A 26170-nucleotide genomic window follows, 5' to 3' on the forward strand; every position below is an offset into this window, starting at 1 on the left:
AATATGCTAGAGAAGGTGCAGAAATTAAAAATAGTGAGAGGAGGATTTAATATGGAGATTTCAAATAATGCACTAACGCTCATTGCAAAATGGGAAGGGTTTCGCGCCGATGCATATGTAGGTTCAGATAATGTTTGGACAATTGGTTATGGTACAACAAAATGGCCAAGTGGAAAATTAGTAGAAAAGGGACAGACGATTTCCAGAGAAGAAGCGTGGGAATTACTGAGAAAGCAAGCACAAGAACATGCAAATACAATAGAATACTATGTTAATGTTCCTCTTAACCAAAATCAGTATGATGCCCTTGCAAGTTTCCAATATAATTTAGGACGCTACATTCTAAGAAACAGTATGCTATTAGAATACTTGAATAATAGGCAATGGGAACAAGTAACCAAAGAGATGTTGTTATACATCTACGCAGGAGGGAAAAAGCTTCAAGGGCTTGTTAACCGTCGTATGGACGAAATAGCACTTTTTTTAAAGCCTATAGCGACAGTTGATGTAAGTAAAAAAATCGAATATGTCGAAATTGATAGGGAGCCAAAAAAATTTCGTATTCAGAGTGGGAAATACAGTAGTCAAGAAGCAATGGTTGTGGCAATGAATGAGGCAATAAAACAGAAATATTTATCGTACGTAGAACAAGTGAAAGATAGTTCAAATGTAAATGGTTGGCGGTTTATTAGCGGTTGGTATAACACACAAGAAGAAGCAAAAATAATTGCTGAAAGGGCTATTATAGCAGGAAAATTAAACTACGCAACGATTCGTGGTACCGCGCAATAGAAGTGTGACAGGCACTCAAACAATTCTAAATTGTTTGAGTGCCTGTCACTTAATAACAAAACGAGGTTCGTAATCACTAATAACTTCAAAAATTCCATCATTGTAACAATAGATATGATGTTCTACGTTGGGTATCTCTTTACTTCCTATCCAAGGTAATTGATCAAACCACTCAATATAATCTGAATTGCTCATTTTGTAAAACCACTCAGCACATGGATTAGTAGGTGGATTTTGTTCGATGGATTCGTTAACAAGTGGGAATAGGTCCGACCTTGGGATTTCGCCAGCATATCTGAAAGACCAAACAAAATCTTGTATTGGAGAAATTTTATCGTATATAATATCAACTTCAGATCCGTTAATATCTGTTAATGTTAAATATAAACCACGATCACTATAATTTAATTGAGCATTTACGATTTGAGCCCTTTGTAAACATGTTACGGGCTGCCAAATATGAAGTCTGCGTGTACTAATAAAATCTCCCCCTCGAAGTAGCAGGCACTCAAACAATTCTAAATTGTTTGAGTGCCTGACACCATTTTATCTATCATATTCATAGTCGTAAGGAACATTTTTACTACCACATCCAACAAGTAAAAAAGATAGTGAAAATAGTAAGATTGAGCATACAAATAATTTCTTCATATTAGATAATATTCCTCCGTTTCGCACGAGCCAGTCCTATTGTTTACATTTTATTGGAACGATTCTATAAAGTATATAATAAAAATCTCTTCAAATAACTACTTATTAAATATGTTAAATAAGAATTTACAATTGAAGTTGAGAATTTTGGCATGATGTTAGATAGCAACCTTGTTATTGGACGCAAAATAACACCACCGTGTTGATGAATGCAGAGGAAAAATAACTACTGAAAAAGTTTTTATATTCCTTAATGCGGTTGCAACATCATTTATCTTTTTACTTTATTGGCATAAGATAAAAGGATTTTCATCTTGCTTCATCATCCACACGGTGTTGAAATGACCGTATGTCAATTATATTCGGAATGATTAATAATCGGAATTGTAGGATTGAGCATTAGTAAGATTATGTAGTATCGAAAAATGCTTACTTTCTAGAGTTTTTTAGTTTATTTAGTTCTTTTGTTAAATATTGAACTTGCTTTTCTAATTCATCTATTTTGTTTGAATTGCCATCATTATTGTTATTGTTGTTGTTGCTATTATTATTATTTGATTCTTGCGCGCCCTCTAATGCCATAATTGCTGATATTGTAGCTAGCCCATCACCTAATGTAGAAAAAATTCCAGCAAGTACTGCCAGCTTAGCAGCATCAATTTCATTGTTTGAGAAAAGATCAGTAATATCTTTATTTTTACTCAAATTATTCCCCCCTAAGCTAATCATTATTATATCTTATTCTGGGACCTTTATTTAATACGGGTATTTAAAGCAAAAGATTAGAGAGGGCTTTCTAAGCGTTAATTGGACAATATACATGGACAATTATGAATTATTTTGAACCGAGTCATTAAGACAGCACCCAGTTGCAGCTCATACCGCTAACAAAAGTTAAGATTGTAATGAGAGCTGGTGGGAATGAAAAAAAAGGCCACCTAAACAGTGACCTTTATAAGAAAGAATGGTAGGCAAAGGATAAGTTTACGCTATCCGAAAAATTATGGGCTCATATGCGAGCACAGAATCAGTGAACATTTTAAATATTAATATGAGATGAATGTAGCACCAACAATAATTAAAAGGATAAATAGTACAACAATTAACGCAAATGATGAACCTGATCCATAACCATTACCACTACCACCATAATATTCTTGAGACATAATTACTTCCCTCCATTCTATAATTTATTTATTTCTATAATTACTATATGAAAGAGTGTGAAAATAGTTTGCGATATATATCTTGTTCTATTAAATATAATTTATAAATTGAAAATGAAAGTTACAACTTGGAGATTTCATTCAGAGAAGGGTAAGAGTTTTTTTGTTGATTTTACAATAAAATTTGTTAGCTAAAAATAGACTGTTAGTAAAACTAAAAAAAATTAATACACAAAAGTAGCTCCAACAATGATTAATAGAATAAATAAAACGACGATTAAAACAAATGTAGAACCATAACCTCCGCCTTCATTGCCTCCATAATAACAACTGTTGTTGTAGTTTCCAACATTTCCTTGGTATCCCATGACTATCCCTCCTTTCTAATTCTATAATATGTATAGTTTTAAAAAGTGTAGAGGTTTTTATCCAACCCTTTAGAACAATCAATTTGAAAATACTTATAAAACACAGGTTGGAAAAACATACGTGTTATCTGTGAGAGGAGATAGATAGTTTGCGAAGTAAAAACCTATAAATGCGATAAAACAGTCCTCGGCCTTCTGTAATAAATTCTCTTTGTAACAACCATTTGCTCGTAAGCCTTAGTTTAGCGCGGAAAGAGAACTCAACTCATAAATGCATGTAATATTTCACATAAATAATGACCAAGTCATCAACTGATGGTAAAATATAGATAAAAATGGAGAATAACCATATGGAAAAAATTAAACAGGTTGAATTAAAGCATTTTTCAAGTAAATACACGAAAGAACTAAATGATTTCGTACTGACAGAAGAACAAAAAGAGTTTTCTTCACTTCCAAGTAAATTTGAAGAAATTAATGAAGGACAGTATCGGGTAGTAATTTTAAGTGACAATACACCAGTTGGTTTCTTTCTTCTAAATGCAAACGAACGAGTAAAGAAATATTCAAGTAATGTGAATGCTTTGTTACTAACTGCGCTATCCATTAATCATAGTGAGCAAGGAAAAGGGTATGCAAAACAAGGAATGACATTACTTGTTGAGTTTGTAAAAGCAGAATTCCCGAATTGCGATGAAATCGTTTTAGTGGTAGACGAAGATAATGTACCTGCGCAGAAACTATATTTAAAAGTCGGATTTGAAGATACGAATAAGCGGCTAACAGGACGTATTGGGGAAGAAATCATCATGAGCCAATTAATAAAATAAAGGAACGCCCGATTGTCATTATCAGAGTTGATTTTACATTTTGTAGATCAACTCTTTTTATGTGGAAAGGTAACAAGCCAAATGAAGCGATAAAAATAAAAAACCGACAAAAGATTGTCGGTTTAGAAAAATTTATTTTGAGTTGTTTTCATTTGCAAATCGTCCAGATGCATATTTTTTGTTTGCTTCTGCTTGTTGGATTTGTTGTTTAATTTGATTTACATCAGATTCCATCCCGAATTCTTGACTCATTGAGTTTGCTGAACCAGAAGCTTGTTGTTTGTTCGCTTCCGCTTGTTGGTTTTGTTGTTTAACATGATTCACATCAGTTTTATTATCATAGTTGTTTGCCATTGAAAATCACCTCCTGAATTATAGTTTGTGCAGAAGGTGCCTTTGTATCCTTCATATATTTTCTCTTTTTAATGGAAAAATATGAAGGGAAATTATAAAGATTTACCAGAGTGATATTTACCAAATAAAAAAGGGGTCACTATTAAGTGACCCAGAAAGAATTGAGGGAGGTAGTGACTGTCAACTAGCGCCACAACCTAATAAGTGCGTGCGATACACTCAATAATAATGTGTGTAATTAAAGGTTACTTATACATTAAAAAGCTGTAACGTCGTCACCCGTTACAGCTTGAATAATTAGTTATTCATATCCTTAAGACCTGGACTGTGTTCATTTGGCATGTCTGGCATAAGTGGTACTGGGAAACCTTCAGGAGGAGGGGTCACTTTTAGTTCTCCACCATTTCTACTAGGAGTTTGTCCTTGGAAAATTTCACCGATACGTGTTGGGTCTAATCTAAAGTTAAACTGAGCATTGTGATAGCCCATTTCAACAAACTTCCGACACTCAGGATATTTGTTAATATCGTAGTTCGGTACTGGGAATAGTTTTCCCCAATCTACACCTAACGTTTCTAAAGCTTTAGCAAATGCATTTTGATGTGCATTGTCTCGAACGATTAGAAAAGCAAGTGTTTCTCTGAAGGTCTGATTAGAACTCATTTCATATATCCGTGTTTTTTGAAGAACCCCAGTTGACTCAAGTACTAAATTATCTAATAAATCCGCTATTAAGTTTCCATGTGCATACACCCACGAACCATTCCATGGATTACCTGCAGCATCCACAGGTAAAGAAGATTGTGCGCCCACAATGTAATGGTGTGGATTTGCATGTCTAACGGCCTCATCTAAAGGCGCTTCGTCCATACCATTATTCCCTGGTGCAGAAGATTCTCCAGAATCATTTAGTAGTTGGTTAATCGTATTTTGTACTAGTTCTACGTGAGCAATTTCTTCTAAAAAAACCCCACGAAGCAAATCGCGATATTGTGTTTCTTTGCCGCGAAAATTGGAGCTTTGAAAGAAGTATTGCATCATCGTTCTCATTTCACCATAATGCCCACCTAGTATTTCCTGCATTACACGTGCTGCCTGAGGATCTGGTTTGTCAGGCTTTATGATGTTTAGTAATTCTTCTTTATAGTAATACATTTAATTCCTCGATTCTTGAAAAATAATTTATTTTTCAGGATAGTTCACATGTAATGGTGGAGGTACAAGCCAGCCCTTATTTTTATTCAATCGTAAAAGCTTAGCACCAAGTTGTGCCTTGGCTGTATGGAATTGACCATACATCATGGCAATGTCTTCTCGAATTGACATCCCCATTGCTTGACTGCATGCAACTAATCCAGCTGCAACGTCAGCAGATAGAGCTGCGCTTATTTCAGGATCATTAAATTTCGCACCTGGAGGGATATCTTCCATTCTTGCTACAGGTCTTTCAGGTGAAGCAGGAGGTAAAGCAATACCATTCGTTTTAAGAATTTTTTCTAATTGTTTTACTTCTTCTCTTCCTGTTTCAATTAAATCTTCGATAATTTTTTTTAAATCTTCATCACCTGCGTGATTATAAAACGTTTGGTAACCAGAAATCATACCATAATTTGCAATTAAATTTGACCATACCCCGAAAACCTCACCGTAATGCAATGGCTCGTCTTTTGGATTTCCACCTAAAATGCCCAATCGTGACACTTCCTTCTTTAGTTTTTTTTCAAACAAGGATAGTATGGGTTACTGCAATTAGATTTATGTTAATAAAATAGTAATTAAAAAATACTGTTTTAGCATAAAACATATCCATTTTGCTCACGATAAGCTGAATATTTTAAAGGGGATGATTGGATGTTCAATCGCTTATCTGCACAAAATGGTGTATTTCGATTACCACCAATTCAGCGCAAAAATAATAAAGAGTTGGATATTGCCATTGCTGATCTGGAAGCAAGAGGGTTCCGTTTAGTAAGGCGTGGTATTCTAAATGAAAAATTACAAACGATTAAAAACCCAACTTATCATAAAGTCTGGGCTATAATGGAAAAATTGATGTTTTAGTAAACGACACGCTATTTTATAGATAAAAAGCTACAGCGATTACTATCACTGCAGCCCTATAAGTAGTGAAACACTACGAAATATTATTGTGGCTGTATGTGGTTTATTTATACTTCATTTGAAGTATTCGGACTGGTAAAAAGTATAGAACCTCTTAATAAGGATAGATTAATGTCTATTGGAGGTGATTCGTATGACTAAAGAAAAGAAAAAGAATGAATTGGAGCAAGAGGAATTTGCAAATGAGTTTTTACCTGAAGAGCTAGAGGGACAAAAAGAAGAAGAAAAACAACAACAGAAAGAACAACAATTCAATAAAAAAGAAGAAGAGCAATAAAAATAGTGTCACAATCTTTGGGTTGTGGCTCTTCTGCATTCATAAGCAAGCGAAGAGAGAGGGGTTAATATGGACAAAGATTTGAATTATGGTGAAGATTATAAGTTCATACCTGCTACTTCAGTTAGAAGTGGTGTTGGTATTGAAGTAATACCTGATTTATATCAATATACAATTCAAATTGTAAATATTGTGCTTTATGGTAATATAAATACAAAAGATTTCGTGCTTATTGATGCAGGCATGCCAAAAAGCGCAGAAGAGATAATTTCAGTAATAGAGGAACGATTTGGGCCTAATTCTCGTCCTAAAGCAATAATTTTGACGCATGGCCATTTTGATCATGTTGGAGGAATTATAGAATTAATAAAACGGTGGAATGTCCCTGTCTATGCCCATGCTTTAGAAATTCCTTACTTAACAGGAAAACAAAACTATCCAGAACCAGATCCTTCTGTTAGTGATGGATTAGTAGCCAAAATGTCACCTTTTTTTCCTAAGGAAGCGATTAACATAGGAGACAATATTAAAGCAGTTCCAGAGGATGGACATATTCCTTATATGCCTGGTTTTCGCTGGATACACACACCAGGACATACACCAGGACATATTTCCTTATTTCGTGAAAAGGATCGAGTGCTCATTGCTGGTGATGCATTTGTTACAGTTAAACAAGAATCCCTTTATAAAGTTTTAACACAAACAAAAGAAATTAGTGGTCCGCCTCAATATTTAACAACGGATTGGCAGGCAGCGCGAAAATCTGTTGAGAAGTTAGATGCATTAAAACCTCTCATTGCTATTACTGGTCATGGATTAGCAATGAAAGGTGAAGAACTTCAGAACAACCTTCAGAAACTTGTAGAAAAATTTGATGAAATCGCTCTACCTAAGCACGGGAAATATTTAAATTAATGCATATATTATTTAAGGAATATAGCCAATTCCAATTTCCGCAACAATTAGTGGATAGTACGTAAAAGTCTTTACCTTGCACGGTTCCCATTAAATAATTGATTAACTCTATTTCTTTAAATAAGAAACAAATGTTCCTGTTTTAAGTAATTCATTTCCTTCATATAAGTCATTTTTTGAAAGATTACGTCGGTGAGAATAGTTATAAGCATCAGAGTTTTATTAGTATTCCAACTAGCGCACTTAATGAATGAACAAGCGTAAGAATTCTGCTAGTAGTAAAACTTGTCGTTTCTTGCGCTTACCCGGGAAATTTTTTTATTTCCTCATCTGAAAATATTTCCAAAGGACATTGGAAATACATATGAGTGATGAATTTGAAATAGAAACTAGTAGTCTGGTTTTAAAAGTAAGATAGGGAGATGCTCATCGTGACTAAGTGATAAAATGAAATTGTTATTCCATAGGAGGTGTAATGATTGGCGTTTTTTATTGTAATGATATTTTTGATTCTACTAATGGGGATTCTAACTACATCGAAAAAGACAAGGCAAGATAATTTGAAATCTTCTAGCAATTCCCATGATAATACGACTGATTTTATTACAACAAGTTCTTTCTTTTCGATACAAAATACAGATAATACGAATTGTTCGGATACCACTTCGAGTGACAGTGGTTCTTCAGGAGGTTCGTGCGATTAAGTATTCAAGTCGTTTCCAAATCGGAAATGGCTTTTTTTTATCCGCTAGTTAGGAGGGTACCATTGATTGAACTACATTGTTTAATAAAAGAGAAGAAACTTTCGAAAGTAAAGATTTCTTTACGTTGGTCAAATTCTATTGATTAAAGTTTGAAATCAATCTAAGATGTTGACGGGGAAATAAGTTTGAAAGATATTGCTGACGGATCGCCGTATGCGATGAAAGTCGCTCGTACGGTGAAGGCTCGTTATAAACTGAGAAGATAAGACGAGAATAGCGGAAATGTAGTACCAGTCAATCCAGCAATTAACTTACAGGCAACACCTGGAGCGATAGGCTCTGGGGATATAGATGTATCTTGGAACGGTAATAGTGATCCAAATTGGTCACACTATACAATGTATATTCTAGTTTCCAATACTAATGAAGCGGACGAGAGCAGTCCAAAGTATGCGGATATTACCTATAAAGGTAACGATGGTTTTGGTGATTCGTATAGTCCAGGAACTAGGGTTTCATATGCTCTTTATTCTATTATGAAAGATGGTTCTAAAACTGTTCAAAAAGTTACTGTTATTGCTCCATAATTGAAGCAAGAGGAAACCTCACTATTTTTTCGGTGAGGTTTCTATTTGTTCATAAATAGAAATAACAGTTCAATACGATAAGGCATTATAGAAATTATCTAATCTTTAAAATTACTTTCCCTTTAGCTCTTCCTGATTCTACATACTCCATTGCCTTTTGTGCATCTTCGAATAAAAAGATTCGATCAATTATAGGTATAATTTTACCTGATTCAATGAAGTCTGCGATAATACGTAATTGATCACCACTTGGCTTCATAAATAAAAACGAATATTGAGCATTATGCTTCTTTTCAAGAGCAGTCAGTTTATAACTTGCTGCAGAAAATAACATTGTTTTGAATAGCCCTGCGCCATATTCTTTAGCAAAACGAGCATTTGGCGTACCTGAAACGGAAACGATTTTCCCACCATCTTTAATAATATGAAACGATTTTTCAAGTGTCTGTCCGCCAAGCGTATCAAACACTGCATCATAATTTTTAAGGATGTCTTCAAAATTTTCTGTTTTATAATTGATTACCTCGTCTGCGCCAAGCGATGTTACTAGTTTAGCACCAGCTTCACTAGCTGTTGTTGCCACAAGGGCTCCCATAACTTTTGCCAGTTGAATAGCAAATGTCCCAACACCGCCGGAACCAGCATGTATTAAAATTTTTTGTCCTTTTTGTAAGTGCATAATGTCATGTAAGGCTTGGTATGAAGTTAGGCCAACGAGGGGAATAGATGCAGCTTCCTCAAAGCTCAAATTTTTTGGTTTTAGAGCAATATCATCTTCATGAACAGAAATATATTCCGCAAAAGTACCGATTTTACTCTTGCGTGGGCGTGCATATATTTCATCTCCCACCTTAAATCGAGTTACTTTTTGTCCAACCTTCATCACAACGCCAGAAAAATCATTTCCGAGAATTAACGGCATTTCATACTTGAGTAACATTTTCACTTTTCCATCTCGTATTTTAAAGTCAATAGGATTAATACTAGCCGCATGTATTTCTGTGAGTACCTCGTAATCAGTTATTTCAGGTGTAGGTATTTCTGTTAAACGCATCGGAGCTTTACCATATTTATCAATAACCAAAGCTTTCACTGTGTTCATTCCTCCATAATTGTATTAATAAGCTATTTTCAATCGTATTGCTTTAACAATGTTTCAATATCCACAATAAGTGTTTTTAATAGGCTTAATTTTGTCCGAATATCAATATAATAAAAGTTTTTTGTACCTTCTTTTCGCATTAAAATAATTCCTGCATCTCGTAAAATTTTAAGGTGATGTGACACTGCAGGTCTAGAAAGGTGTGTTTGTTCCGTAATTTCACCTACACGCAATCCTGTTTGACAATCTGTTTCCATTAAAACTAACAAAATCGATTGACGTGTTTCATCACCGATAGCCAATAGTACTTTTTGACAATTCATAAAATCTTCTTTAATAGTGTTTAGTTGGTCTTTTTTATTTATCAATTAAATACCTCCGATGTTAGTTGAATAGTTTAAGTTATTGAACCATGTTATTGAATACAACAATATATTAATGCGATAACCTCTGCAATATTGAGAAAGTAAATCGAGACGAATGCCCTTTAGAAGAAAAAAATGCTAAAAATAATTGTTCTTTCAAGAGATGATTTTCACATAAACACTCAGGAAAGTTGAATTTAACCACAAAAAAATACCCCGAGAAAAGCACCCTCGAGATATTTTAGTGACAACCTGTTCATCCTCTTAAAAACATATATTTTATAAGCAGATAAATGAGCTAATTATATATAAATGTTTTATGAAAATTACTCATTTTATTCTTTTTTAGCTTTAATCTGATAAGTAATTCCAAACACTATGTTAAAAATTAATCCGAAATTTAGTGGATTCAAAAAAACCCAAAGTAAATTTGTTTCTAATGCTAAAAGTAATAGAATCCACAAAATCATGCAAACATAATAAGCAAATATCATCGGCCAACAAAAAACTTTATCTATATCAAACATACAATTCCTCCTATACGCTAATCAAAACAAGAGGATGATGCACCTGACATAGCTCCACCCGCAGCACCTATAATAGCTCCTCCGACAGCACCAACCGCATTTCCAATACCAGGTAATACAGTTCCAGCACCAATACCAACCCCTAAACCAGTTATTGCACCAAGATAATAACCACCAAGAACACCTAATGCACATTTCCATTTAGAACGAGCTAAAGTAGTCGTTTGAGTCGGTTGTTCACCGTTATGTAATTCTATAATCAGTCCATTATCAACTGATTTATAAATTAAATTAACATCATGCCCATTACTATCTATTGCTTGAGTTGGCAATACCTCTGAATATCCACCTTTTTTAACAATTATATTTCCAACTTCATCGTTTTCAATTGTTGTCTCATCATTTAATAATTCTAAATGCATCGTACTTTCATTTAAAATGGTAATGGCAAAATCATCACTCTGTTCAGCTGCAACTACAGTTGAAGCATTAAAAGCTATATTTCCCGTGAAAAAGAATAAAAGAACCAAACAAGCCAACATAAAAAATAATTTTCTCATTTGTAAAACGCCTCCTTTAATATTCTGATTCTTCTATTATTTTAAATAAAAAATATAAAATATAAAATAAAAAACACAAAATTGTAACAAAAATTATGATTTCGATTGCAAAAGAAAAATACTAATAGAGGAAGGTTAAGATTTCTTTACCTTCTCTAAATTCTATTGATTTAATTTAGAAATAAAATTACTATGTTTGACGGGGAAATAAGTTTAGAATTCTTTGCTGACGGATCGCCATATGCGATGAAAGTCGCCTGTACGGTGAAGGCTCGCTATAAAACTGAGAAATATAGAAGGTATAAGACGAGAATAGCGTACCAAATGTAAGTATTTCGGCACCATACAATGATGGAGGAACGATACCTGGGAATTTTGCTATGTCTACAAATGTAAACTTGACCGTAGCGATACCAGGCCAAAACGGTACAGTTGCTACTTATAGCAACCCTAGAAGTAATAACACAAGTATAGCAACTGCAACAATTATTGGACCTAATCCTTCGGGACATGTGTATTTAGATGTGAAAAAAGTTGGTTCAGGTCCAGTTAATATCACTTTTGACTATACTGGTAGTAATGGTGTTACTGGGACAATGACATGGACATTTAATTTTCAATAAAATCTAAAGGATAGTTCTGGAAATACAATCTCAAAAAAGCATTCTCTTAGGAGGATGCTTTTTCTTTTGCTTAAAAGAATGTGAATTTACGATGGATACTTACATCGGCGATTAAATATATTTATGAAAAGTGATTCAATTAAGAAAGCTATATGTCGAAATAATCGTTCTACGATAAGAAACTGAGTCCTATTAATAGTGGTGTTAGTTGTTAGGAAAGAGGGAGGGGAGGGTAAGATGAGATATTCAGAATTAGGAATGCCCGAATATCATAATGACATTCGGGCAGATTTTCAAATTCATTTTCTATATTGGCATTTTAATGAAATACAGAACCATTAAGATAAGTTAATTTATGATACTTATTGATATTTGGATAAAATGAGTCTGAATAATTTCGATATGCCACAATATCTCGTAATAGTCCGAATTGTAAATAGCCAAAAGTACTGTAATGAGGAATAGACTTATCTACACCGCCTTTAACCCCAATATATGCTATTTTGTCACTATGCATATCATATATGGAATTTAACCATTCATTTTCAATGTATAGGTTTTTTACATCCGAATCATATGTCCCGTTTTTATTTGCAGTCCATTGTGTATCAGTCATCTGTGTCTTAGCTACTGATAAAGCATTGAAAGTATATACTCCGCTAATTGTTTTCTTTTTGATAGGACCATAATGTGTAAATTTTGCGTTAGAAACTATCGTTATTCCAGCACGAACATCTAAAAATGACTTTGCTGCTAGCCATCCACCTAAAGAATGTCCTGTGAAATACCATTGATAATCTTTATAACCAAATTTATCATATATGTAGTTTAAATAAAGGTGTGCTTGATGTAATTGTCCTGGAACACTACCATTCAATAATGACGATGCTGCTGTTGCATAATCGGATCCATCTTCTGAACCTGCAAAGGCAATGAATATTTTTTTACTAGCGTTCGGATTATCTGGGTTTATAACAACAGCCAGTGCTTTAAAGCCAGTTCGGTCTAAATTGTAACTAGGTGCACCCATCGGATGATTTGGATTAGAATTAATGTCTACTGAATCAATTACTTTAAATTTATTTGCACCATGTTCTAGATTGATTGCATGTTGGATTTCAGCATTTGTTTTCTTTCCGACATTGTAAACTTGGTCCGCTAAATCATAGTATAACTTACTAGGGTTATCTGCATAACCTGCTTGTGCTTTACTTGTTCCCAAAGTAAATGTAACTAGTAGGATAGCAGAAAGTAAAACTGTAAAACTTAATTTTTTAAGCATAACTTACCCTCAACTTTCAATTATTAGTACGATTGTAATTATCTATTATTTCGTGTTGTTAATCAATATAAATATCTAAAAAATATTAGCGGATATTGTTGAGGTTCCTTTCCGAACAAACTAGGGAAGTAAATTGGTTTATGTCCTTTTGGTTATTGAGTAAAACAAATGAGATGAACAGTACAGGTTACTCAATCTCGTTAATGCTCGTGGATTTTAAAATAACGTTCCCAAACGCAAGTTAGGTAACAAAACTAAGCTTTCGTAGCTTTTATGGTAGTATTTTAGTTATGAGGTGATGATTTTTGAATAAAATTAAACTTGGTGAAAATCAAGGCTTTATTGAAATTAATTTAGAAGATATAACAGATTGGCAAAATCAAGGAACAGTGTCCATTCAAAGTGGGAATTACTATGTAATGAATGCAGAGATTTGGATTACGATCGATGAACTTATTACGTTATACACACAACTACAAGAAGCTTATAAAACGTTAAAAGGAAATATTATATTTTCGAATTTGGATAACACGTTGCAGTTCACGCTTCAATTTAATTCATTTGGACAAATTAGTCTAGAGGGAAAATTCCAAGAGTTTCCTAGTCGAGAAAATAAACTAGAATTTGAATTTATGATAGACCAGAGTCATTTGCCTGCAACATTGTTGGATATGAAAAAGATTGTTAAACCATACATTGAACTACAATCTAAAGGGTAGTATTTCATTCACTACCATTCAAAATATTCCAAACAAAAGTATGGAGACGAACTTTAAGGCCACTAATGTTGTTAAATCAACGTTCGGGGCTCTTCTTATGAATATTGTTTAAGCGTTGTTTTATGCACTTTTGATAAAAGTCAGTAATAGCAAAGGTTTTGAAGTATTTGAAGTAATGTTGCACCATCTTCTTTGATGAATAAAATCGTGTATAAAATTGAAGTCTTATCGTTGTAGATCCGCATAAATCTGACTAGCCCTCTTATTGTACTAACGGAGTGCTTTAGTCCAAAAACATTCTTCAACAATCGGGCGCTTTTCTGTAATAAGGAAAGCGTCTTTATTCATGCTTACAAGATGCAATATTCAAGGGGAACTACAATAGTATCAATTGATAGTATTGATGCCGAAGAAGTTTTAACATTAGATTCTAATGCGGACATTTTCCAGTATGATGGAGTGATCTACAAAACTAATATTGCTTGGGTTGAAGAATTGACTTTAACAAAAGATGTTCAAATCGGTGAAATAAAAACAAAAAATGATGCTAAAACAGATTTTAAAAATGAGATGTCGAATTAACTTCCTGTTGGTATAAAGATTTTTTCCACCAAAGAACGAGGAGATATTTTAATTGTTGAACAAAAAGGAGAAATCAAAAAATATCTTATTCAACAAACGCGCGCTTTCCTTGGATAAGAAAAGGGTCTTTCTTCATGAAGAAGGTCAGATTGTTTAGTGAGAATTCTGCAAATTTTAGCATTATTTACTTGATGGCATATTAAAGTTTTTCCAATTTCACTTGATGCACTGTAATAACAATTACTTTAAATTTCAAGCTTCGATATATTGTATTAAAATAAAATGAACAAATGCATATTTAAAAACATGATAGTTCCACACAACTACCACAAGACAGTAAAAATACATAATGTGTGGACCTTTTGAAATCAGTGCAGGAATGTAAAAATGTTAGCAAGGAGATGAATGGATTGTTTAACGATTTTAAGATTACGGAAGGTCGTCCTGTATATATACAACTTAAGGAATATTTAAAAAGAATGATAACCAACGGGCATTTACTTGAGCACCAAAAGCTTCCGTCCACTCGTGAACTCTGTTCTTTATTATCCATTAGCCGAAACACCGTTCTAACAGCTTATGCGGATCTGGAACAAGAAGGGCTTATCTATGCGGTAAAGGGAAAGGGAAACTTTGTCAGTCATGTGGAGATAATTAAATCCCCATCCATCCAGTTAAATTGGACTGAAAAAGTTAACGAGCAAACCTTTTTGGCGGATGAATTGGACTTTAAAAAACATGGTGTACGCTGGAATAAGGAAATTATTTCATTCAATAGTATCGCACCCGATGAAAAGCTATTTGATATAGAAAATTTTAAACGAGCTTTTTTAAATCGGATGTCTATTGAAGGAGACATCGTTCTTAACTATGGATATGCAAAGGGCTATAAACCACTTATCGAATACTTACTTCGCTATATGGAAATTAAAGGAGTTGACACTCGAAATAAAGATATTTTAATTACCAATGGATTCACGGAAGGTCTGGATCTCATTTTATCCTCTTTAAATAAAAAGAGCGGCCGTGTTATTTGTGAAAATCCAACCAATGACTCTGCTCTTAAGCTCTTTCGATTACATGGCTTCGAAATTGATGGAATTGAAATGGATAATGATGGTGTCAATATTAGTCAGCTGGAAACACTCCTATCAAAAAATGAATATGATTTTGCGTACTTAATTCCGTCTTATCATAATCCTACTGGAATCGTAACGTCTTCAAAAAAAAGGAAAGAAATTATGGATTTGTTTTCTATATACCAGCTTCCTATCATTGAAAATGGATTTAATGAAGAATTACGTTATTCAGGTTCACATCTCGCATCATTGGCAGCCTTCGCTGGCCAAGGTAATAATGTTATTTATATTAGCAGCTTTTCTAAAATTCTTTTTCCTGGTTTGCGGGTTGGCTGGATATTGGCAGATAAAGATTTGATTAATTACTTAGAAAGTTTGAAAAGAGCTCGAACAATTCATACGTCTACATTAGACCAAGCTGTGTTATATCAATATTTGATTGATGGATACTTTGAGAAGTATATAAAAAAGGCTAAATCAGTCTATAAGAAAAAGTATGAATTAACCGTTTATTATTGTAAGCAATGTATTCCTTTCAAACGAATAACTGGTGACGGAGGGCTTCATATTTTTATAGAACTAGAAGACCATATTGATTCAGAAAAACTTTTAGAAAAATGTTATCAAAGGGGCGTTGTTTTCTTACCTGGTAATGTTTTTCACACGGACAGCAGTGGAAAACATACTTTACGATTAGGATTTTCTAGGCTGAATGAAAGAGAGATTATTCAGGGGATAAAAATTATAGGGGATACGTTAAAAAATAATTATGGAGGCTAGAAAAATGAGAGTTGGCGTAATTATGGGAGGGGTTTCTTCCGAGAAACAAGTTTCGATTATGACAGGTGAAGAAATGATCGCACATTTAGATAAAAATAAATATGAAATTGTACCGATTCACATAGAGAACAAAGAAGAATTAGTGGAAAAGGTAAACGATCTTGACATTGCACTACTGGCTCTGCATGGCAAATTCGGTGAGGATGGCACTATTCAAGGTACGCTTGAAACCATGGGAGTTCCTTATACAGGGAGTAGCATTCTGTCCAGTAGCTTATGCATAGATAAGAATATCTCAAAAAAAATTATCCGCTTTGAAGGCGTGCAAACACCGGATTGGATTCACCTTACGAACATGGAAGAACTGAAAATGGATGAACTAGACAAAATGGATTTCCCGCTAGTTGTGAAACCTAATTCAGGCGGTTCAAGTGTGGGAGTAAAAATTGTTTATGATAAAGAAACACTAAAGCCTGCTATTGCAGAAGTATTCAAATGGGATTCCGAAGTGATAATTGAAAAGCTAATTATGGGTGAAGAAATCACTTGTTCCATTTTGGATGGAAAGCTTTTACCGGTAATTTCGATTCGTCATCAGGGAGAGTTTTTTGATTATACCTCCAAATATAATGATGTGGCTACGATTGAAGAGGTGATTCAGCTTCCTCCCGAAACACAGGCGCGTGTTTCTTTAGCTGCTATGACTTGCTATAATTCATTGAAATGTAGTGTTTACGCCCGAATCGACATGATGATTCAAGATGGTATCCCTTATGTGATGGAAGTTAATACATTACCGGGGATGACGAAAAATAGTTTACTGCCAAAAAGTGCTCAGGGAGCAAATATTCCTTATCATAAGCTACTTGACTTAATCATTGAATATTCACTTAAAGTGAGGAGAAATGGTATTTAGAATGTGCTAAAGTTAGTCCTGTGAATATTTTGCATAACATGTGTGCATTTCAAAAAGTAATACCTAATTCCTCCAAAATAATAGCGGTAGTAGAAGCGGATCGTTATGGATCTCAATCTAAATTCCGAAGCGTTACTCTTAAATCCGAAGAAGTTTAGTTGAAATAAACAGTCATAAATAAAGATGGGAGAGTGAAATAAATGGGGCTTAGAACAGCAAAAGTCGAGGATTACAAACAGATTTCATTGTTATTAACACAGTTGGATTACCCAGATACAGAACATTTTCTTAAAGAGAAAATTGAAATACTTCTTACGGAACCAAATGAGGAATTACTAGTGTTTGAAGAGGATAAGAATATTATTGCTTTCATTTCCGTTCATTTTATGCCGCAATTAGCTGTAAAAGGTGATTTTGCAAGAATTAGTTATTTTGCAGTTGATAAAAACATAAGAAGTAGGGGGATAGGGCGTAAGCTTGAAGAGTATTGTAATGATTTAGCTCTAAAAAGAAATTGCGATAGAGTTGAAGTACATTGTCATTCAAGAAGAACTGATGCTCATAGATTTTATATAAGACAAGGGTTTACGGAAGCCCCAAAATATTTCGTTAAAATGTTGTCTCAATCTGAATAATATCTATGGAATCTTCAACAGTTTTAAAACTTCAACAATCGGGCGCGATTTTGGAACAAAAGTAACAAATGAAACAGATGTAACAAAAAGAACAAATGTAAAACATGTACGATAGTTTGTGATTGAAAATGTGTACTGTAAACTCGGAGGTAGGTTCGGTGGCGGTAAGGTTTTTCTTCTTTAGTATTTATAAAAACCTAAATATTAGGGAAAGACAGACCGACGACCGACCTGTGCCTCATAAACTTGTTCGAGGCAAGACATACATGGCCGGCCCATATTTTTTAAGAGAATAGGCAATGCTCTAGCTCATATGTTTTGTTAAGTATAATATGTTAAAAATTAATTCATTTCCTTGTTCAAAAGATCACTTAATTTAGTGATCTTTTTTAAATCAATATATCCATTAAAACGTACGTATATATTTAGTATAAGTGTCTACATTTGTCACCTCATTGAATAATGTAATAAAACAAGGAGAGTGAAAAAAATGAGTTTTGACAAATTTGATAGAACTGAAAAAAGAGTTAGCAGAATTCATGACGATTGTGAAGAAAGTTGCACTAACAAAAATAACCGAGAAGGAGTACAGGTACCTCAACAACCTGTAGGTACAGGTCTTCCAGGGTTTGCTTATATTTATGATACAACTGCTCAACCGGGTATTCCGAATAATGGTGAGGTTACTTTCAATACAAATGGCAATATTATACCTGAAGGATTTGTAACTCATGTACCTGAAACAGCACCTATCATTATAAATCAAACAGGGATTTATCTTATTACCTATGAAGTGTTCGTTACTGGTGGCCCTTTTGCATTTTCCCTATTCAATGGCGACAACCAAATAGCGGGTTCCAATTACGGAGGCAATGGTGGTTTCAATCCGCAAAATGGTCAAGTAATCACTACTTTAAATGCATCGGACGTTCTTACTTTGAGAAATATTGATCCAAACCCAACAGCTTTATTAAATGTAACAATTCCTGGCGCTCAGGTTATCAGCGCGTCTATTGTTATTTTAAGATTAGCATAAGTGTATTATTGTGAGTCACATCTAATAGGTGTGGCTTTTTACATTTATAGATTGGTTTTGTAATTTGAAAGGAGTGGTTATCATGTGAACTTCGTCCACTTTCCATTTTGATCAGTCAAACTTACTAAACGTGCACGGAAATGCACGAACACAATTTGATTACAATAATAACGTGGTGTAGCTCTACCACGGTTGCTATAAGTGAGCTAACTCGACAATTTTACCACAGTAGAATAATAGACGAATGAAAGACCCCTGAGCGATTCGAGGGTTTTTTTTTGCTTTGAAAACTGCATCAAACAGCCGTATTATTGCTTTCACAAACTTCATAAGTGGCTGTCAGAATTTGATACATTACCCAAATACGAAAAAGCATTCGTTATAGCTGCTGTGCAAATTAAACTTGCTGCTGATGAAGGTTGAAAAGGAGGCTAAACGAAGTGGTAATGGCAAGGGGAAGAGAAAACGATATACACATTATGCAAAATTAATATAGTTAAATCCCTCTAAATTCTGTATATTTGTGTATGAGGAGGGATAATAGTGATAATAGTGAAATTTTTCTTGCGTCTTGTATCACTATTTTTATGGTTTTGGGCATTTACTTTTACTATGGCTGGAGTTATAGCTGTCAATCATACTAATTACTTCATAGTACTGATATTTATTTTACTAATATTTATTAGTATACTTATATACTTAGGAATTTACTTATGGAAAAAGTCTATGAAGTATAACAAAACTATTGATCAAGGAGAAACAGCAGCTGAGAGATTTGAAAGGGAAAGTGAATTTCCAGGTTCAAAGGCTCGTCAACAAAAACTAAATGCAGATACTTGTACACAAGTAAAGCATATGGCGGGTCTCACTATGGAGTTGGACATTTTGAATGGGAGCAATGTAGAGATGGTTAAAGCTTTAAATTGTCCAAATTGCGCTGCAGCATTAAACCCGAAAGAAAACCATTGTGAATACTGTGGTACATCATTACATCAGAAGTAAAGCAAGTAACATATATGTGTTTAGATGGCGAAGAGTATTTATTGATATTTTAAGTTAATTTCAAAATTTTTTAACCTTCATTTTACGACCTATCGAAATCTCCCAAGCCTAAACCCCGCCAAGTCAATATTTTTACGCTATAATGTAGGACGAGGTGAAGAAAATGTTTGTGAGTGAAAAACAGATTGAGATTCGATATGCGGAGACGGACCAAATGGGCGTTGTCTACCACGCAAACTACATCATTTGGATGGAGATTGGACGTACACAGTTAGTGAGCGATGTAGGATTTGAGTACGCAGCATTAGAAAAAGACGGTTATGTATCGCCAGTAATGGATTTATCGATTTCTTATAAGGCAGCGATGCACTATGGCCAAGTAGCAACTGTTCGTACTTGGGTAGAAAAGCATGATCGACTACGTACAACATATGGTTATGAAATTTTACATGAAGATGGCACGATTGCTGCTACAGCACAATCCGTACATATTCTAGCGCACAAAGAAACATTACGCCCAGTTTCTTTAAGTAAAATTGACCCCGCTTGGGATGCGAAATATAAAGAAATTGCTGTTGAAACGAAATAGAAGCGTACGTATAAACATTTAATAAAAATATCATTTACAAAAGGCAGTATCAGAACAACTGGTGCTGTCTTTTGTTAGTTGCAAAACTAATTTCTTCTAAATAGATGGCACAGGAAATTGGTTTCTGTACCATAATTATCTTGAATGTTACCTATAACATTGATACAATTAGAACAAACGTTCTAGATGAGGGGGAGAAACTATGCAATTATACATATTTGAAGACAACTTTATGCAATTAATTGAACAGTATCAATTAACTGAAGAACAACTTAAATTTACGGGAACACCACAGAAATGTCTTGAACTTGCGAAAGCGGATGCCAATCGTCATTCAATTTTAGCAATTGATGAAGGAAAGCTTGTTGTTTTCTTTGTCTTACATCGAAATGAGGGTGTAAAGCCATATTCTAATAATGAAAATGCGATTTTAATAAGAGCTTTTTCAACAGATAATCGTTATCAAGGGAAAGGTTATGCCAAAAAGGCTTTAATGCTATTACCTGAATTTGTGAAAGAGCACTTTAGTGGAATAAATGAAATTGTATTAGCAGTAAATGTAAAGAATGAAGCTGCACAAGGACTTTACAAGAAGTGTGGTTATATCGATAAAGGTGAAAGAGTGATGGGGATAAAAGGGGAATTAATCGTAATGAGTTATGAGTTGTAAAGTAGCATAACAAAGGACTATTTTAAAAGGATACTACTACATTTAAAATACCCGCTTGCATTAGTGGAAACATGCAAGGGGGTTTTATTATTTAGGAATACAATATTGCGTATTGGAAGTACTCTTTACTGATACTTTGAGCGTTTAAATATAAGCTTCCAAGAAAGATAATTCGTGATAAGAAGTAAAATTAAATAAATAATTGTGCCATAGTGTATGCGTGTAGCCATGAAATAGTGTAGCCCCGCTAGTATAGCTAATGGAATAAATAATACTAGGGATTTCCAGCTCTGACCATCACCGATTTCATCAATGGGCTTCGTAAAAGGAATCTTGCTTCCAAAGCCTACATAACAAATTATTGTATATAAGCAGCTTGCTACTAAAACAGTCATTAAATCTGGAATGATTCGCAAACCATAAATAAAGCAAAATACTATGCTGAGGACAATATACAATGGAATATATAACTTTAGTAGAAAAGCTTTTAGACTACCTTTTTGTAAGTCTGTATAGTCTTTAATTGGGAAGACTTTATATATCCACGCTGCTTTAAATTTTGCTGAATGGCCTAGCATAATCACAGCTGACGGGATAATTAGCATACTAAAATAAATATTTAAATAACTTATACTGACAGAAAAATCAGCATCTTCTGAACGAATTACATTAAATATAAAAATAAAAGGAATGACGAAAGAAAAGCCTAAAGATGGGTAGACCTTCAATTTAAATTCTCGCTCTTGTTTCATCATAAGGGAGGCGAAGCGATAAAAGGCTCTTTCCTCCATTGTTCGGCAAATGATTGTTAATAAATAATCTTTTAGGCGACTTTTCTTTTCTTTTTTTGCTTTGCTTGTTCCTAATAACTTTTGTAGATTCCGTTCAAATGTTGGGATTAGCTTTATATACAGCCATATTGATATGAGTGGTATAATGACAGAGAAAATTGTGCCTACAATAGTAAATAATGAGTGATTCCCATTAAGAATTAGCTCATACGGTGCAGCAAACCACATCGGAATGATGAAAATACTCCACCAATTAAACGTTACGACAATATTAAAATCGACAAATTCAAAGGATCTAATTAGCACTTGATATCCAATCATTAATACTAACGATAAACCGATTTGTACATAATTGATGATATCCTTTAGTTTTTCTCCATCAAAAAATCTTAAAATTACAATATATAAAATCGATGTTAAAACGACAATGAAAATATTAATGAAAATAAGTTCTAGCACAGTTAATAGAAAGAATACTATTCCTTGTGTAAATAGGCCGACTACAAGCGGAATCGCTGTTAAGGCAATTGTTAAATACGTTAAATAGATGAGTATATGCATACATTTGGCGGCGTTCACTGTTTTAGCGGTGATAGGCTTCGTTGAGAGGATGCTTCGATCACGTACATCCAGCAATACAGAAGAAAAGTCTGAAATTAATGTTGTCATAATAATAAAAATAATCATGCCAAAAGCAATGCTCATCTGAAAATGATAGTTTTGGCCAAAGACGATAAATGGAATTAACACAAGACCGTATAGTGCATAAATCCATAAAGACTTGATGTAACTATTTTTCTGATCTTTTTTGTTTTGGTTGAAAATAGTTGGTACTTTTCGTTCATCCATTGTTAATTTAATATGGAGGATTTGCCTCATCATCTGATAATCAATACCCATTTTACGAAAAATAAAATGCAATTTATCAAGCAGTTGCAGGATTTTGAAATCTTTCATATCTACACCTCCTGAACTACCGATACGAATTGTTCACCAATTTCCTTATGATTATGGAAACCTGTAAGCTGATTAAAAATCCCTTCTAAAGTTCCTGCTGTATTAGCGGTTTGTAGTTGGGCAAATGTTCCGTCTGCAGCGATTTTGCCATCATTCAATAAAATGATGCGACTACTAATTTTTTCGACAACATCCATGATATGAGAGGAATAAAATATTGTTTTACCTTGGCCTGCTAGTTGCGTTAAAATCTCCTTAAAGATCATGACACTATTCGCATCCAAGCCATTAATAGGTTCATCCAAGAACAGTAAATCGGGATTATGTATAAGGCTAGCGATAATTAATAGCTTCTGTCTCATGCCTTTTGAATAAGAGGATATTCTAGCATGATAGGCTTCACCAACACCAAACAATTCCATTAGCGTTTTTGATTTTGCGGCAGCGAAATCAAAATTTAATCCATAAAGCTGGCCGATAAACGTCAAATATTCATAACCAGTTAAATTATCATAAACATCGGCTATTTCTGGTACATAACCAACTTTACGTTTATATTCAATATTATTTTGCCTTATATCTTCTCCAAATAGCTTAATTTCTCCAGCATATTCGCCTTCGATTCCTAAAATAATTTTAACAGTAGTACTTTTACCAGCACCGTTTGGACCAATATAACCAATAATTTCTCCTCTTGAAACACGTAAGTCGATTCCTTTTAATATTTCCTTACTACCATAACTCTTTGTCAAATTCGTAATCGTTAAAATTTCTTGTTGCTTCATGTTATAGCTCCTTCCCGTTGGAAAATTAACCATACCACAGTAACTATAGGCTAAATAGGTTCCATCTTTATTATACATCATTTAAACAATTTGTTATTAATTACAATATTATTCTAAAGAAGAGGTAATTATTAGTTTGGCCTTTTTTAAAGGAATATGATCTTAAATGTAGAATGTTTCGTATAGCATTTATTAAGCTGAGGTGGTAAAAGTGAATGATTTAAAAAAGGGCAATGCAATCGAGGCAGCGCAGCAGTTTATTGCACAATATTTCCCACATTGCGATGGGGCGTTATTAGCTGGAAGTGTCGTTCGAGGCGAAGCAACAGAAACATCTGACTTAGATATTGTTGTCTTTGATCATACTCGAATGGCCTCTTATCGAGAATCTATAGTAGCGTTCGGTTGGGCTATAGAAGTGTTTGTACATAATTTAACATCTTATAAGCAGTATTTTCACGAAGATTATAAAAAAGCAAGACCATCCATGCCAAGAATGGTTTCAGAAGGTATCGTTTTAAAAGATAACGGTATTCTCGATGGCATTAAAAATGAAGCGAAACTACTTTTAGATAAAGGCCCAGAAGAATGGACTGAACAAACAGTTAAAATAAAGCAATATTTTATCACCGATGCACTAGATGATTTTATAGGTTGTTCCAATAAAGCAGAAGAATTATTTATTGCGAATGCTCTTGCTGAATTAGTAAGCGAATTTGTATTAAGAACAAACCGTCAATGGATTGGTCATTCAAAATGGGTAGTACGTGCATTATTACAACATGATGAGGCATTCACACTTCATTTTATTCAGGCATTCGATATATTTTATAAAACAGGCAATAAACAACACATTATCCAATTAGTGAACAATGTACTTGAGCCATTCGGAGGAAAATATTTTGACGGTTTTTCAGTAGGGAAATAATTAGTTTTACTAGCAGCCTGTTATAGAGGTCTTTCCATGCTAAAGCAAAAATTTTGAAACAAATTGTCCTTTCCTGCGTAATACAATAGTGAGTTCAATAATTTTAATGATAAAATAGTTTGAAGTATTTAATTAAAGGTGGGAAATGAAATGGGTTTATTAAAAGCAGGTATTGGTGCCTTAACAGGTGTATTAGAAGATCAATGGCGAGAATATTTCTACTGTGAGTCTTTATCAGCAGATGTTCTTGTTACTAAAGGTGTAAAACGCACATCTAAACGTGGCTCAAATAAAGGACAAAGCAATATTATAAGTAATGGTTCTATCATTGCAATCAATGAAGGTCAATGTATGATGATTGTTGAGCAGGGCAAAGTGGTGGAGTTTTCTTCCGAATCTGGCGAGTATGTTTATGACACATCTACTGAGCCAACTATTATGTATGGCGATGACCTTTCATCAAATATCACAGAGACATTCAAGCAAATTGGAAAGCGTTTCACATTTGGTGGCGAGCCAGGAAAAGATCAGCGTGTGTATTATTTTAATAAGAAAGAAATCGTTGGTAATAAGTACGGAACACCTGCACCGATTCCTTTCCGTGTCATTGATCGCAATATCGGTCTAGATATTGATATTGCCATTCGTTGTCATGGCGAGTATTCCTATAAAATAGTAGACCCATTATTATTTTATACAAATGTCTGTGGTAATGTGGAGAGCGAATATACTCGTGATTCAATTGATAGTCAATTGAAGACAGAGCTTATGACCGCCCTACAACCAGCATTTGCTCATATTTCTGCAAGTGGCGTACGTTATAGTGAAATACCTGCACATACAGTGGCTCTAGCCGATGCCCTTAACAAAGTGCTATCAGAAAAATGGCTAGCAACACGCGGTTTAGCAGTCGTATCTTTTGGAATTAGTTCATTAAAAGCATCTGAAGAAGATGAAGCGATGATTAAACAACTACAGCGTAATGCAGTCATGCGTGATCCAGGTATGGCCGCGGCTCATTTAACAGGAGCACAGGCTGAAGCAATGATAGCAGCTGCACACAACGATGGTGGAGCGATGGCAGGGTTCATGGGCATGAACATGGCAACACAATCAGGTGGCGTCAATGCAAGTCAGCTATTTCAAATGAGTGAGCAAAATAAGCAGACACAAGCAACTACAAATGTACAAGCAAGTCCATTAAATGCTTGGACATGTACATGTGGGCAAGACAATACAAGTAAATTTTGTTCAAATTGTGGAACATCAAAGCCCGTAGAAGTGGGCTGGACATGTGCTTGTGGCACGAGCAATAAAGGAAAATTCTGTAGTGAATGTGGAGCAAAAAAACCAACAGGAGCATTGCAATATGCATGTGATAAATGTGGTTGGGAACCAGAAAACCCTGCAACTCCTCCAAAATTTTGCCCTGAATGTGGCGATATTTTTGATGATAATGATATGAAGTAAGGAGATG

The 26170-nt window shown here is 34.2% G+C and carries 32 protein-coding genes; 18 read left to right on the forward strand and 14 right to left on the reverse strand.

All coding sequences use genetic code 11. The features are described from left to right. Window positions 1-51 precede the first annotated feature (51 nt). Complete coding sequence (locus FH508_RS10895) at window positions 52-792, forward strand: lysozyme (protein WP_172771352.1); 741 nt, start codon at window positions 52-54, stop codon at window positions 790-792. Between the two features lie 45 nt (window positions 793-837). Here the strand turns inward: FH508_RS10895 and FH508_RS10900 are convergent, their stop codons facing one another. From FH508_RS10900 to FH508_RS10915, 4 genes are all read right to left on the reverse strand, one after another. Next, window positions 838-1308 (reverse strand): hypothetical protein, encoded by a 471-nt coding sequence (locus tag FH508_RS10900; RefSeq protein WP_228134483.1) that lies wholly within the window; start codon window positions 1306-1308, stop codon window positions 838-840. 564 nt (window positions 1309-1872) lie between these two features. Then, a complete protein-coding gene (locus FH508_RS10905) occupies window positions 1873-2148 on the reverse strand; it encodes a translation initiation factor 2 (protein WP_172771353.1) in 276 nt (91 codons plus the stop codon). 341 nt (window positions 2149-2489) lie between these two features. Further along, on the reverse strand, window positions 2490-2609 hold the full coding sequence (locus FH508_RS10910) for a YjcZ family sporulation protein (protein WP_172771354.1): 120 nt from the start codon (window positions 2607-2609) through the stop codon (window positions 2490-2492). Window positions 2610-2833: 224 nt separating this feature from the next. Further along, on the reverse strand, window positions 2834-2977 hold the full coding sequence (locus tag FH508_RS10915; protein WP_172771355.1) for a YjcZ family sporulation protein: 144 nt from the start codon (window positions 2975-2977) through the stop codon (window positions 2834-2836). A 350-nt stretch (window positions 2978-3327) separates the two neighbouring features. Here FH508_RS10915 and FH508_RS10920 point away from each other — a divergent pair, with 350 nt between their 5' ends. Beyond that, a complete protein-coding gene (locus FH508_RS10920) occupies window positions 3328-3807 on the forward strand; it encodes a GNAT family N-acetyltransferase (protein ID WP_172771356.1) in 480 nt (159 codons plus the stop codon). 132 nt (window positions 3808-3939) lie between these two features. Here the strand turns inward: FH508_RS10920 and FH508_RS10925 are convergent, their stop codons facing one another. The 3 genes from FH508_RS10925 to FH508_RS10935 form a co-directional block, all read right to left on the reverse strand. Continuing rightward, the gene (locus FH508_RS10925; RefSeq protein ID WP_172771357.1) at window positions 3940-4161 is read right to left on the reverse strand and encodes a gamma-type small acid-soluble spore protein; all 222 of its coding nucleotides are present in this window, start codon (window positions 4159-4161) and stop codon (window positions 3940-3942) included. 297 nt (window positions 4162-4458) lie between these two features. Continuing rightward, window positions 4459-5316, reverse strand: a complete 858-nt coding sequence (locus FH508_RS10930; RefSeq protein ID WP_172771358.1) for a manganese catalase family protein — start codon at window positions 5314-5316, stop codon at window positions 4459-4461. Window positions 5317-5343: 27 nt separating this feature from the next. Beyond that, window positions 5344-5853, reverse strand: coding sequence for a DUF3231 family protein (locus tag FH508_RS10935; RefSeq protein ID WP_172771359.1), 510 nt, complete (start codon window positions 5851-5853; stop codon window positions 5344-5346). A 159-nt stretch (window positions 5854-6012) separates the two neighbouring features. Between FH508_RS10935 and FH508_RS10940 the strand changes: the two genes are divergently transcribed. From FH508_RS10940 to FH508_RS10955, 4 genes are all read left to right on the forward strand, one after another. Further along, a complete protein-coding gene (locus FH508_RS10940) occupies window positions 6013-6222 on the forward strand; it encodes a hypothetical protein (RefSeq protein WP_172771360.1) in 210 nt (69 codons plus the stop codon). Window positions 6223-6415: 193 nt separating this feature from the next. Beyond that, complete coding sequence (locus FH508_RS10945; protein WP_172771361.1) at window positions 6416-6559, forward strand: hypothetical protein; 144 nt, start codon at window positions 6416-6418, stop codon at window positions 6557-6559. A 69-nt stretch (window positions 6560-6628) separates the two neighbouring features. After that, window positions 6629-7474, forward strand: coding sequence for an MBL fold metallo-hydrolase (locus FH508_RS10950; protein WP_172771362.1), 846 nt, complete (start codon window positions 6629-6631; stop codon window positions 7472-7474). A 1102-nt stretch (window positions 7475-8576) separates the two neighbouring features. Beyond that, window positions 8577-8765 (forward strand): hypothetical protein, encoded by a 189-nt coding sequence (locus tag FH508_RS10955; RefSeq protein WP_228134484.1) that lies wholly within the window; start codon window positions 8577-8579, stop codon window positions 8763-8765. Window positions 8766-8859: 94 nt separating this feature from the next. Here the strand turns inward: FH508_RS10955 and FH508_RS10960 are convergent, their stop codons facing one another. The 4 genes from FH508_RS10960 to FH508_RS10975 form a co-directional block, all read right to left on the reverse strand. Then, window positions 8860-9858 (reverse strand): NADP-dependent oxidoreductase, encoded by a 999-nt coding sequence (locus FH508_RS10960; protein WP_172771932.1) that lies wholly within the window; start codon window positions 9856-9858, stop codon window positions 8860-8862. A gap of 38 nt (window positions 9859-9896) precedes the next feature. Next, window positions 9897-10190 (reverse strand): ArsR/SmtB family transcription factor, encoded by a 294-nt coding sequence (locus tag FH508_RS10965; RefSeq protein ID WP_217270104.1) that lies wholly within the window; start codon window positions 10188-10190, stop codon window positions 9897-9899. Window positions 10191-10567: 377 nt separating this feature from the next. Further along, the gene (locus FH508_RS10970; protein WP_172771363.1) at window positions 10568-10759 is read right to left on the reverse strand and encodes a hypothetical protein; all 192 of its coding nucleotides are present in this window, start codon (window positions 10757-10759) and stop codon (window positions 10568-10570) included. A gap of 17 nt (window positions 10760-10776) precedes the next feature. Then, complete coding sequence (locus tag FH508_RS10975) at window positions 10777-11319, reverse strand: hypothetical protein (RefSeq protein WP_228134485.1); 543 nt, start codon at window positions 11317-11319, stop codon at window positions 10777-10779. Between the two features lie 380 nt (window positions 11320-11699). On the opposite strand from FH508_RS10975, the gene FH508_RS10980 reads away from it, so the two are divergent. After that, a complete protein-coding gene (locus FH508_RS10980) occupies window positions 11700-11942 on the forward strand; it encodes a hypothetical protein (RefSeq protein WP_172771365.1) in 243 nt (80 codons plus the stop codon). 319 nt (window positions 11943-12261) lie between these two features. Here the strand turns inward: FH508_RS10980 and FH508_RS10985 are convergent, their stop codons facing one another. After that, complete coding sequence (locus tag FH508_RS10985) at window positions 12262-13164, reverse strand: alpha/beta hydrolase family protein (RefSeq protein ID WP_172771366.1); 903 nt, start codon at window positions 13162-13164, stop codon at window positions 12262-12264. 365 nt (window positions 13165-13529) lie between these two features. On the opposite strand from FH508_RS10985, the gene FH508_RS10990 reads away from it, so the two are divergent. From FH508_RS10990 to FH508_RS11030, 9 genes are all read left to right on the forward strand, one after another. Further along, window positions 13530-13943, forward strand: a complete 414-nt coding sequence (locus FH508_RS10990; protein ID WP_172771367.1) for a WapI family immunity protein — start codon at window positions 13530-13532, stop codon at window positions 13941-13943. 357 nt (window positions 13944-14300) lie between these two features. Then, entirely contained in the window at window positions 14301-14525 is a 225-nt protein-coding gene (locus tag FH508_RS10995) for a hypothetical protein (RefSeq protein WP_228134486.1), read from the forward strand. Window positions 14526-14935: 410 nt separating this feature from the next. Continuing rightward, entirely contained in the window at window positions 14936-16384 is a 1449-nt protein-coding gene (locus FH508_RS11000) for a MocR-like pyridoxine biosynthesis transcription factor PdxR (RefSeq protein WP_172771368.1), read from the forward strand. A 4-nt stretch (window positions 16385-16388) separates the two neighbouring features. Further along, window positions 16389-17300, forward strand: a complete 912-nt coding sequence (locus tag FH508_RS11005) for a D-alanine--D-alanine ligase (RefSeq protein ID WP_172771369.1) — start codon at window positions 16389-16391, stop codon at window positions 17298-17300. A 200-nt stretch (window positions 17301-17500) separates the two neighbouring features. Beyond that, the gene (locus FH508_RS11010) at window positions 17501-17935 is read left to right on the forward strand and encodes a GNAT family N-acetyltransferase (RefSeq protein ID WP_172771370.1); all 435 of its coding nucleotides are present in this window, start codon (window positions 17501-17503) and stop codon (window positions 17933-17935) included. Between the two features lie 490 nt (window positions 17936-18425). Further along, entirely contained in the window at window positions 18426-18971 is a 546-nt protein-coding gene (locus FH508_RS11015; protein ID WP_172771371.1) for a hypothetical protein, read from the forward strand. 543 nt (window positions 18972-19514) lie between these two features. After that, the gene (locus FH508_RS11020; protein WP_172771372.1) at window positions 19515-19973 is read left to right on the forward strand and encodes a hypothetical protein; all 459 of its coding nucleotides are present in this window, start codon (window positions 19515-19517) and stop codon (window positions 19971-19973) included. 163 nt (window positions 19974-20136) lie between these two features. After that, window positions 20137-20562: an acyl-CoA thioesterase gene (locus FH508_RS11025; RefSeq protein ID WP_172771373.1), complete on the forward strand. Its 426-nt coding sequence runs from the start codon at window positions 20137-20139 to the stop codon at window positions 20560-20562. 202 nt (window positions 20563-20764) lie between these two features. After that, window positions 20765-21232, forward strand: a complete 468-nt coding sequence (locus FH508_RS11030; RefSeq protein ID WP_172771374.1) for a GNAT family N-acetyltransferase — start codon at window positions 20765-20767, stop codon at window positions 21230-21232. A gap of 125 nt (window positions 21233-21357) precedes the next feature. On the opposite strand, the gene FH508_RS11035 is transcribed toward FH508_RS11030, so the two are convergent. Beyond that, the gene (locus FH508_RS11035; RefSeq protein WP_172771375.1) at window positions 21358-22980 is read right to left on the reverse strand and encodes a hypothetical protein; all 1623 of its coding nucleotides are present in this window, start codon (window positions 22978-22980) and stop codon (window positions 21358-21360) included. Window positions 22981-22982: 2 nt separating this feature from the next. After that, window positions 22983-23765 (reverse strand): ABC transporter ATP-binding protein, encoded by a 783-nt coding sequence (locus tag FH508_RS11040; protein WP_172771376.1) that lies wholly within the window; start codon window positions 23763-23765, stop codon window positions 22983-22985. 211 nt (window positions 23766-23976) lie between these two features. Here FH508_RS11040 and FH508_RS11045 point away from each other — a divergent pair, with 211 nt between their 5' ends. Then, window positions 23977-24693 (forward strand): nucleotidyltransferase domain-containing protein, encoded by a 717-nt coding sequence (locus FH508_RS11045; protein WP_172771377.1) that lies wholly within the window; start codon window positions 23977-23979, stop codon window positions 24691-24693. A 150-nt stretch (window positions 24694-24843) separates the two neighbouring features. Then, window positions 24844-26163: an SPFH domain-containing protein gene (locus FH508_RS11050; protein ID WP_172771378.1), complete on the forward strand. Its 1320-nt coding sequence runs from the start codon at window positions 24844-24846 to the stop codon at window positions 26161-26163. The last annotated feature ends 7 nt before the right edge of the window (window positions 26164-26170 follow it).

Origin of the sequence: Lysinibacillus sp. CD3-6 (assembly GCF_006351725.2) — a bacterium.
Taxonomy (GTDB): Bacteria; Bacillota; Bacilli; order Bacillales_A; family Planococcaceae; genus Lysinibacillus.

Coding starts and splice junctions, on each gene's coding strand:
- FH508_RS10925 (WP_172771357.1), bottom strand. CDS start 4,161: ATGGCAAACAACTATGATAATAAAACTGATGTGAATCATGTTAAACAA.
- FH508_RS11035 (WP_172771375.1), bottom strand. CDS start 22,980: ATGAAAGATTTCAAAATCCTGCAACTGCTTGATAAATTGCATTTTATT.
- FH508_RS10950 (WP_172771362.1), top strand. CDS start 6,629: ATGGACAAAGATTTGAATTATGGTGAAGATTATAAGTTCATACCTGCT.
- FH508_RS10995 (WP_228134486.1), top strand. CDS start 14,301: ATGCAATATTCAAGGGGAACTACAATAGTATCAATTGATAGTATTGAT.
- FH508_RS10965 (WP_217270104.1), bottom strand. CDS start 10,190: ATGAATTGTCAAAAAGTACTATTGGCTATCGGTGATGAAACACGTCAA.
- FH508_RS11025 (WP_172771373.1), top strand. CDS start 20,137: ATGTTTGTGAGTGAAAAACAGATTGAGATTCGATATGCGGAGACGGAC.
- FH508_RS11015 (WP_172771371.1), top strand. CDS start 18,426: ATGAGTTTTGACAAATTTGATAGAACTGAAAAAAGAGTTAGCAGAATT.
- FH508_RS10910 (WP_172771354.1), bottom strand. CDS start 2,609: ATGTCTCAAGAATATTATGGTGGTAGTGGTAATGGTTATGGATCAGGT.
- FH508_RS11030 (WP_172771374.1), top strand. CDS start 20,765: ATGCAATTATACATATTTGAAGACAACTTTATGCAATTAATTGAACAG.
- FH508_RS10915 (WP_172771355.1), bottom strand. CDS start 2,977: ATGGGATACCAAGGAAATGTTGGAAACTACAACAACAGTTGTTATTAT.
- FH508_RS10895 (WP_172771352.1), top strand. CDS start 52: ATGGAGATTTCAAATAATGCACTAACGCTCATTGCAAAATGGGAAGGG.
- FH508_RS10920 (WP_172771356.1), top strand. CDS start 3,328: ATGGAAAAAATTAAACAGGTTGAATTAAAGCATTTTTCAAGTAAATAC.
- FH508_RS11010 (WP_172771370.1), top strand. CDS start 17,501: ATGGGGCTTAGAACAGCAAAAGTCGAGGATTACAAACAGATTTCATTG.
- FH508_RS11005 (WP_172771369.1), top strand. CDS start 16,389: ATGAGAGTTGGCGTAATTATGGGAGGGGTTTCTTCCGAGAAACAAGTT.
- FH508_RS10980 (WP_172771365.1), top strand. CDS start 11,700: ATGTCTACAAATGTAAACTTGACCGTAGCGATACCAGGCCAAAACGGT.
- FH508_RS10940 (WP_172771360.1), top strand. CDS start 6,013: ATGTTCAATCGCTTATCTGCACAAAATGGTGTATTTCGATTACCACCA.
- FH508_RS10970 (WP_172771363.1), bottom strand. CDS start 10,759: ATGTTTGATATAGATAAAGTTTTTTGTTGGCCGATGATATTTGCTTAT.
- FH508_RS11040 (WP_172771376.1), bottom strand. CDS start 23,765: ATGAAGCAACAAGAAATTTTAACGATTACGAATTTGACAAAGAGTTAT.
- FH508_RS10945 (WP_172771361.1), top strand. CDS start 6,416: ATGACTAAAGAAAAGAAAAAGAATGAATTGGAGCAAGAGGAATTTGCA.
- FH508_RS10975 (WP_228134485.1), bottom strand. CDS start 11,319: ATGAGAAAATTATTTTTTATGTTGGCTTGTTTGGTTCTTTTATTCTTT.
- FH508_RS10930 (WP_172771358.1), bottom strand. CDS start 5,316: ATGTATTACTATAAAGAAGAATTACTAAACATCATAAAGCCTGACAAA.
- FH508_RS10955 (WP_228134484.1), top strand. CDS start 8,577: ATGTATATTCTAGTTTCCAATACTAATGAAGCGGACGAGAGCAGTCCA.
- FH508_RS11050 (WP_172771378.1), top strand. CDS start 24,844: ATGGGTTTATTAAAAGCAGGTATTGGTGCCTTAACAGGTGTATTAGAA.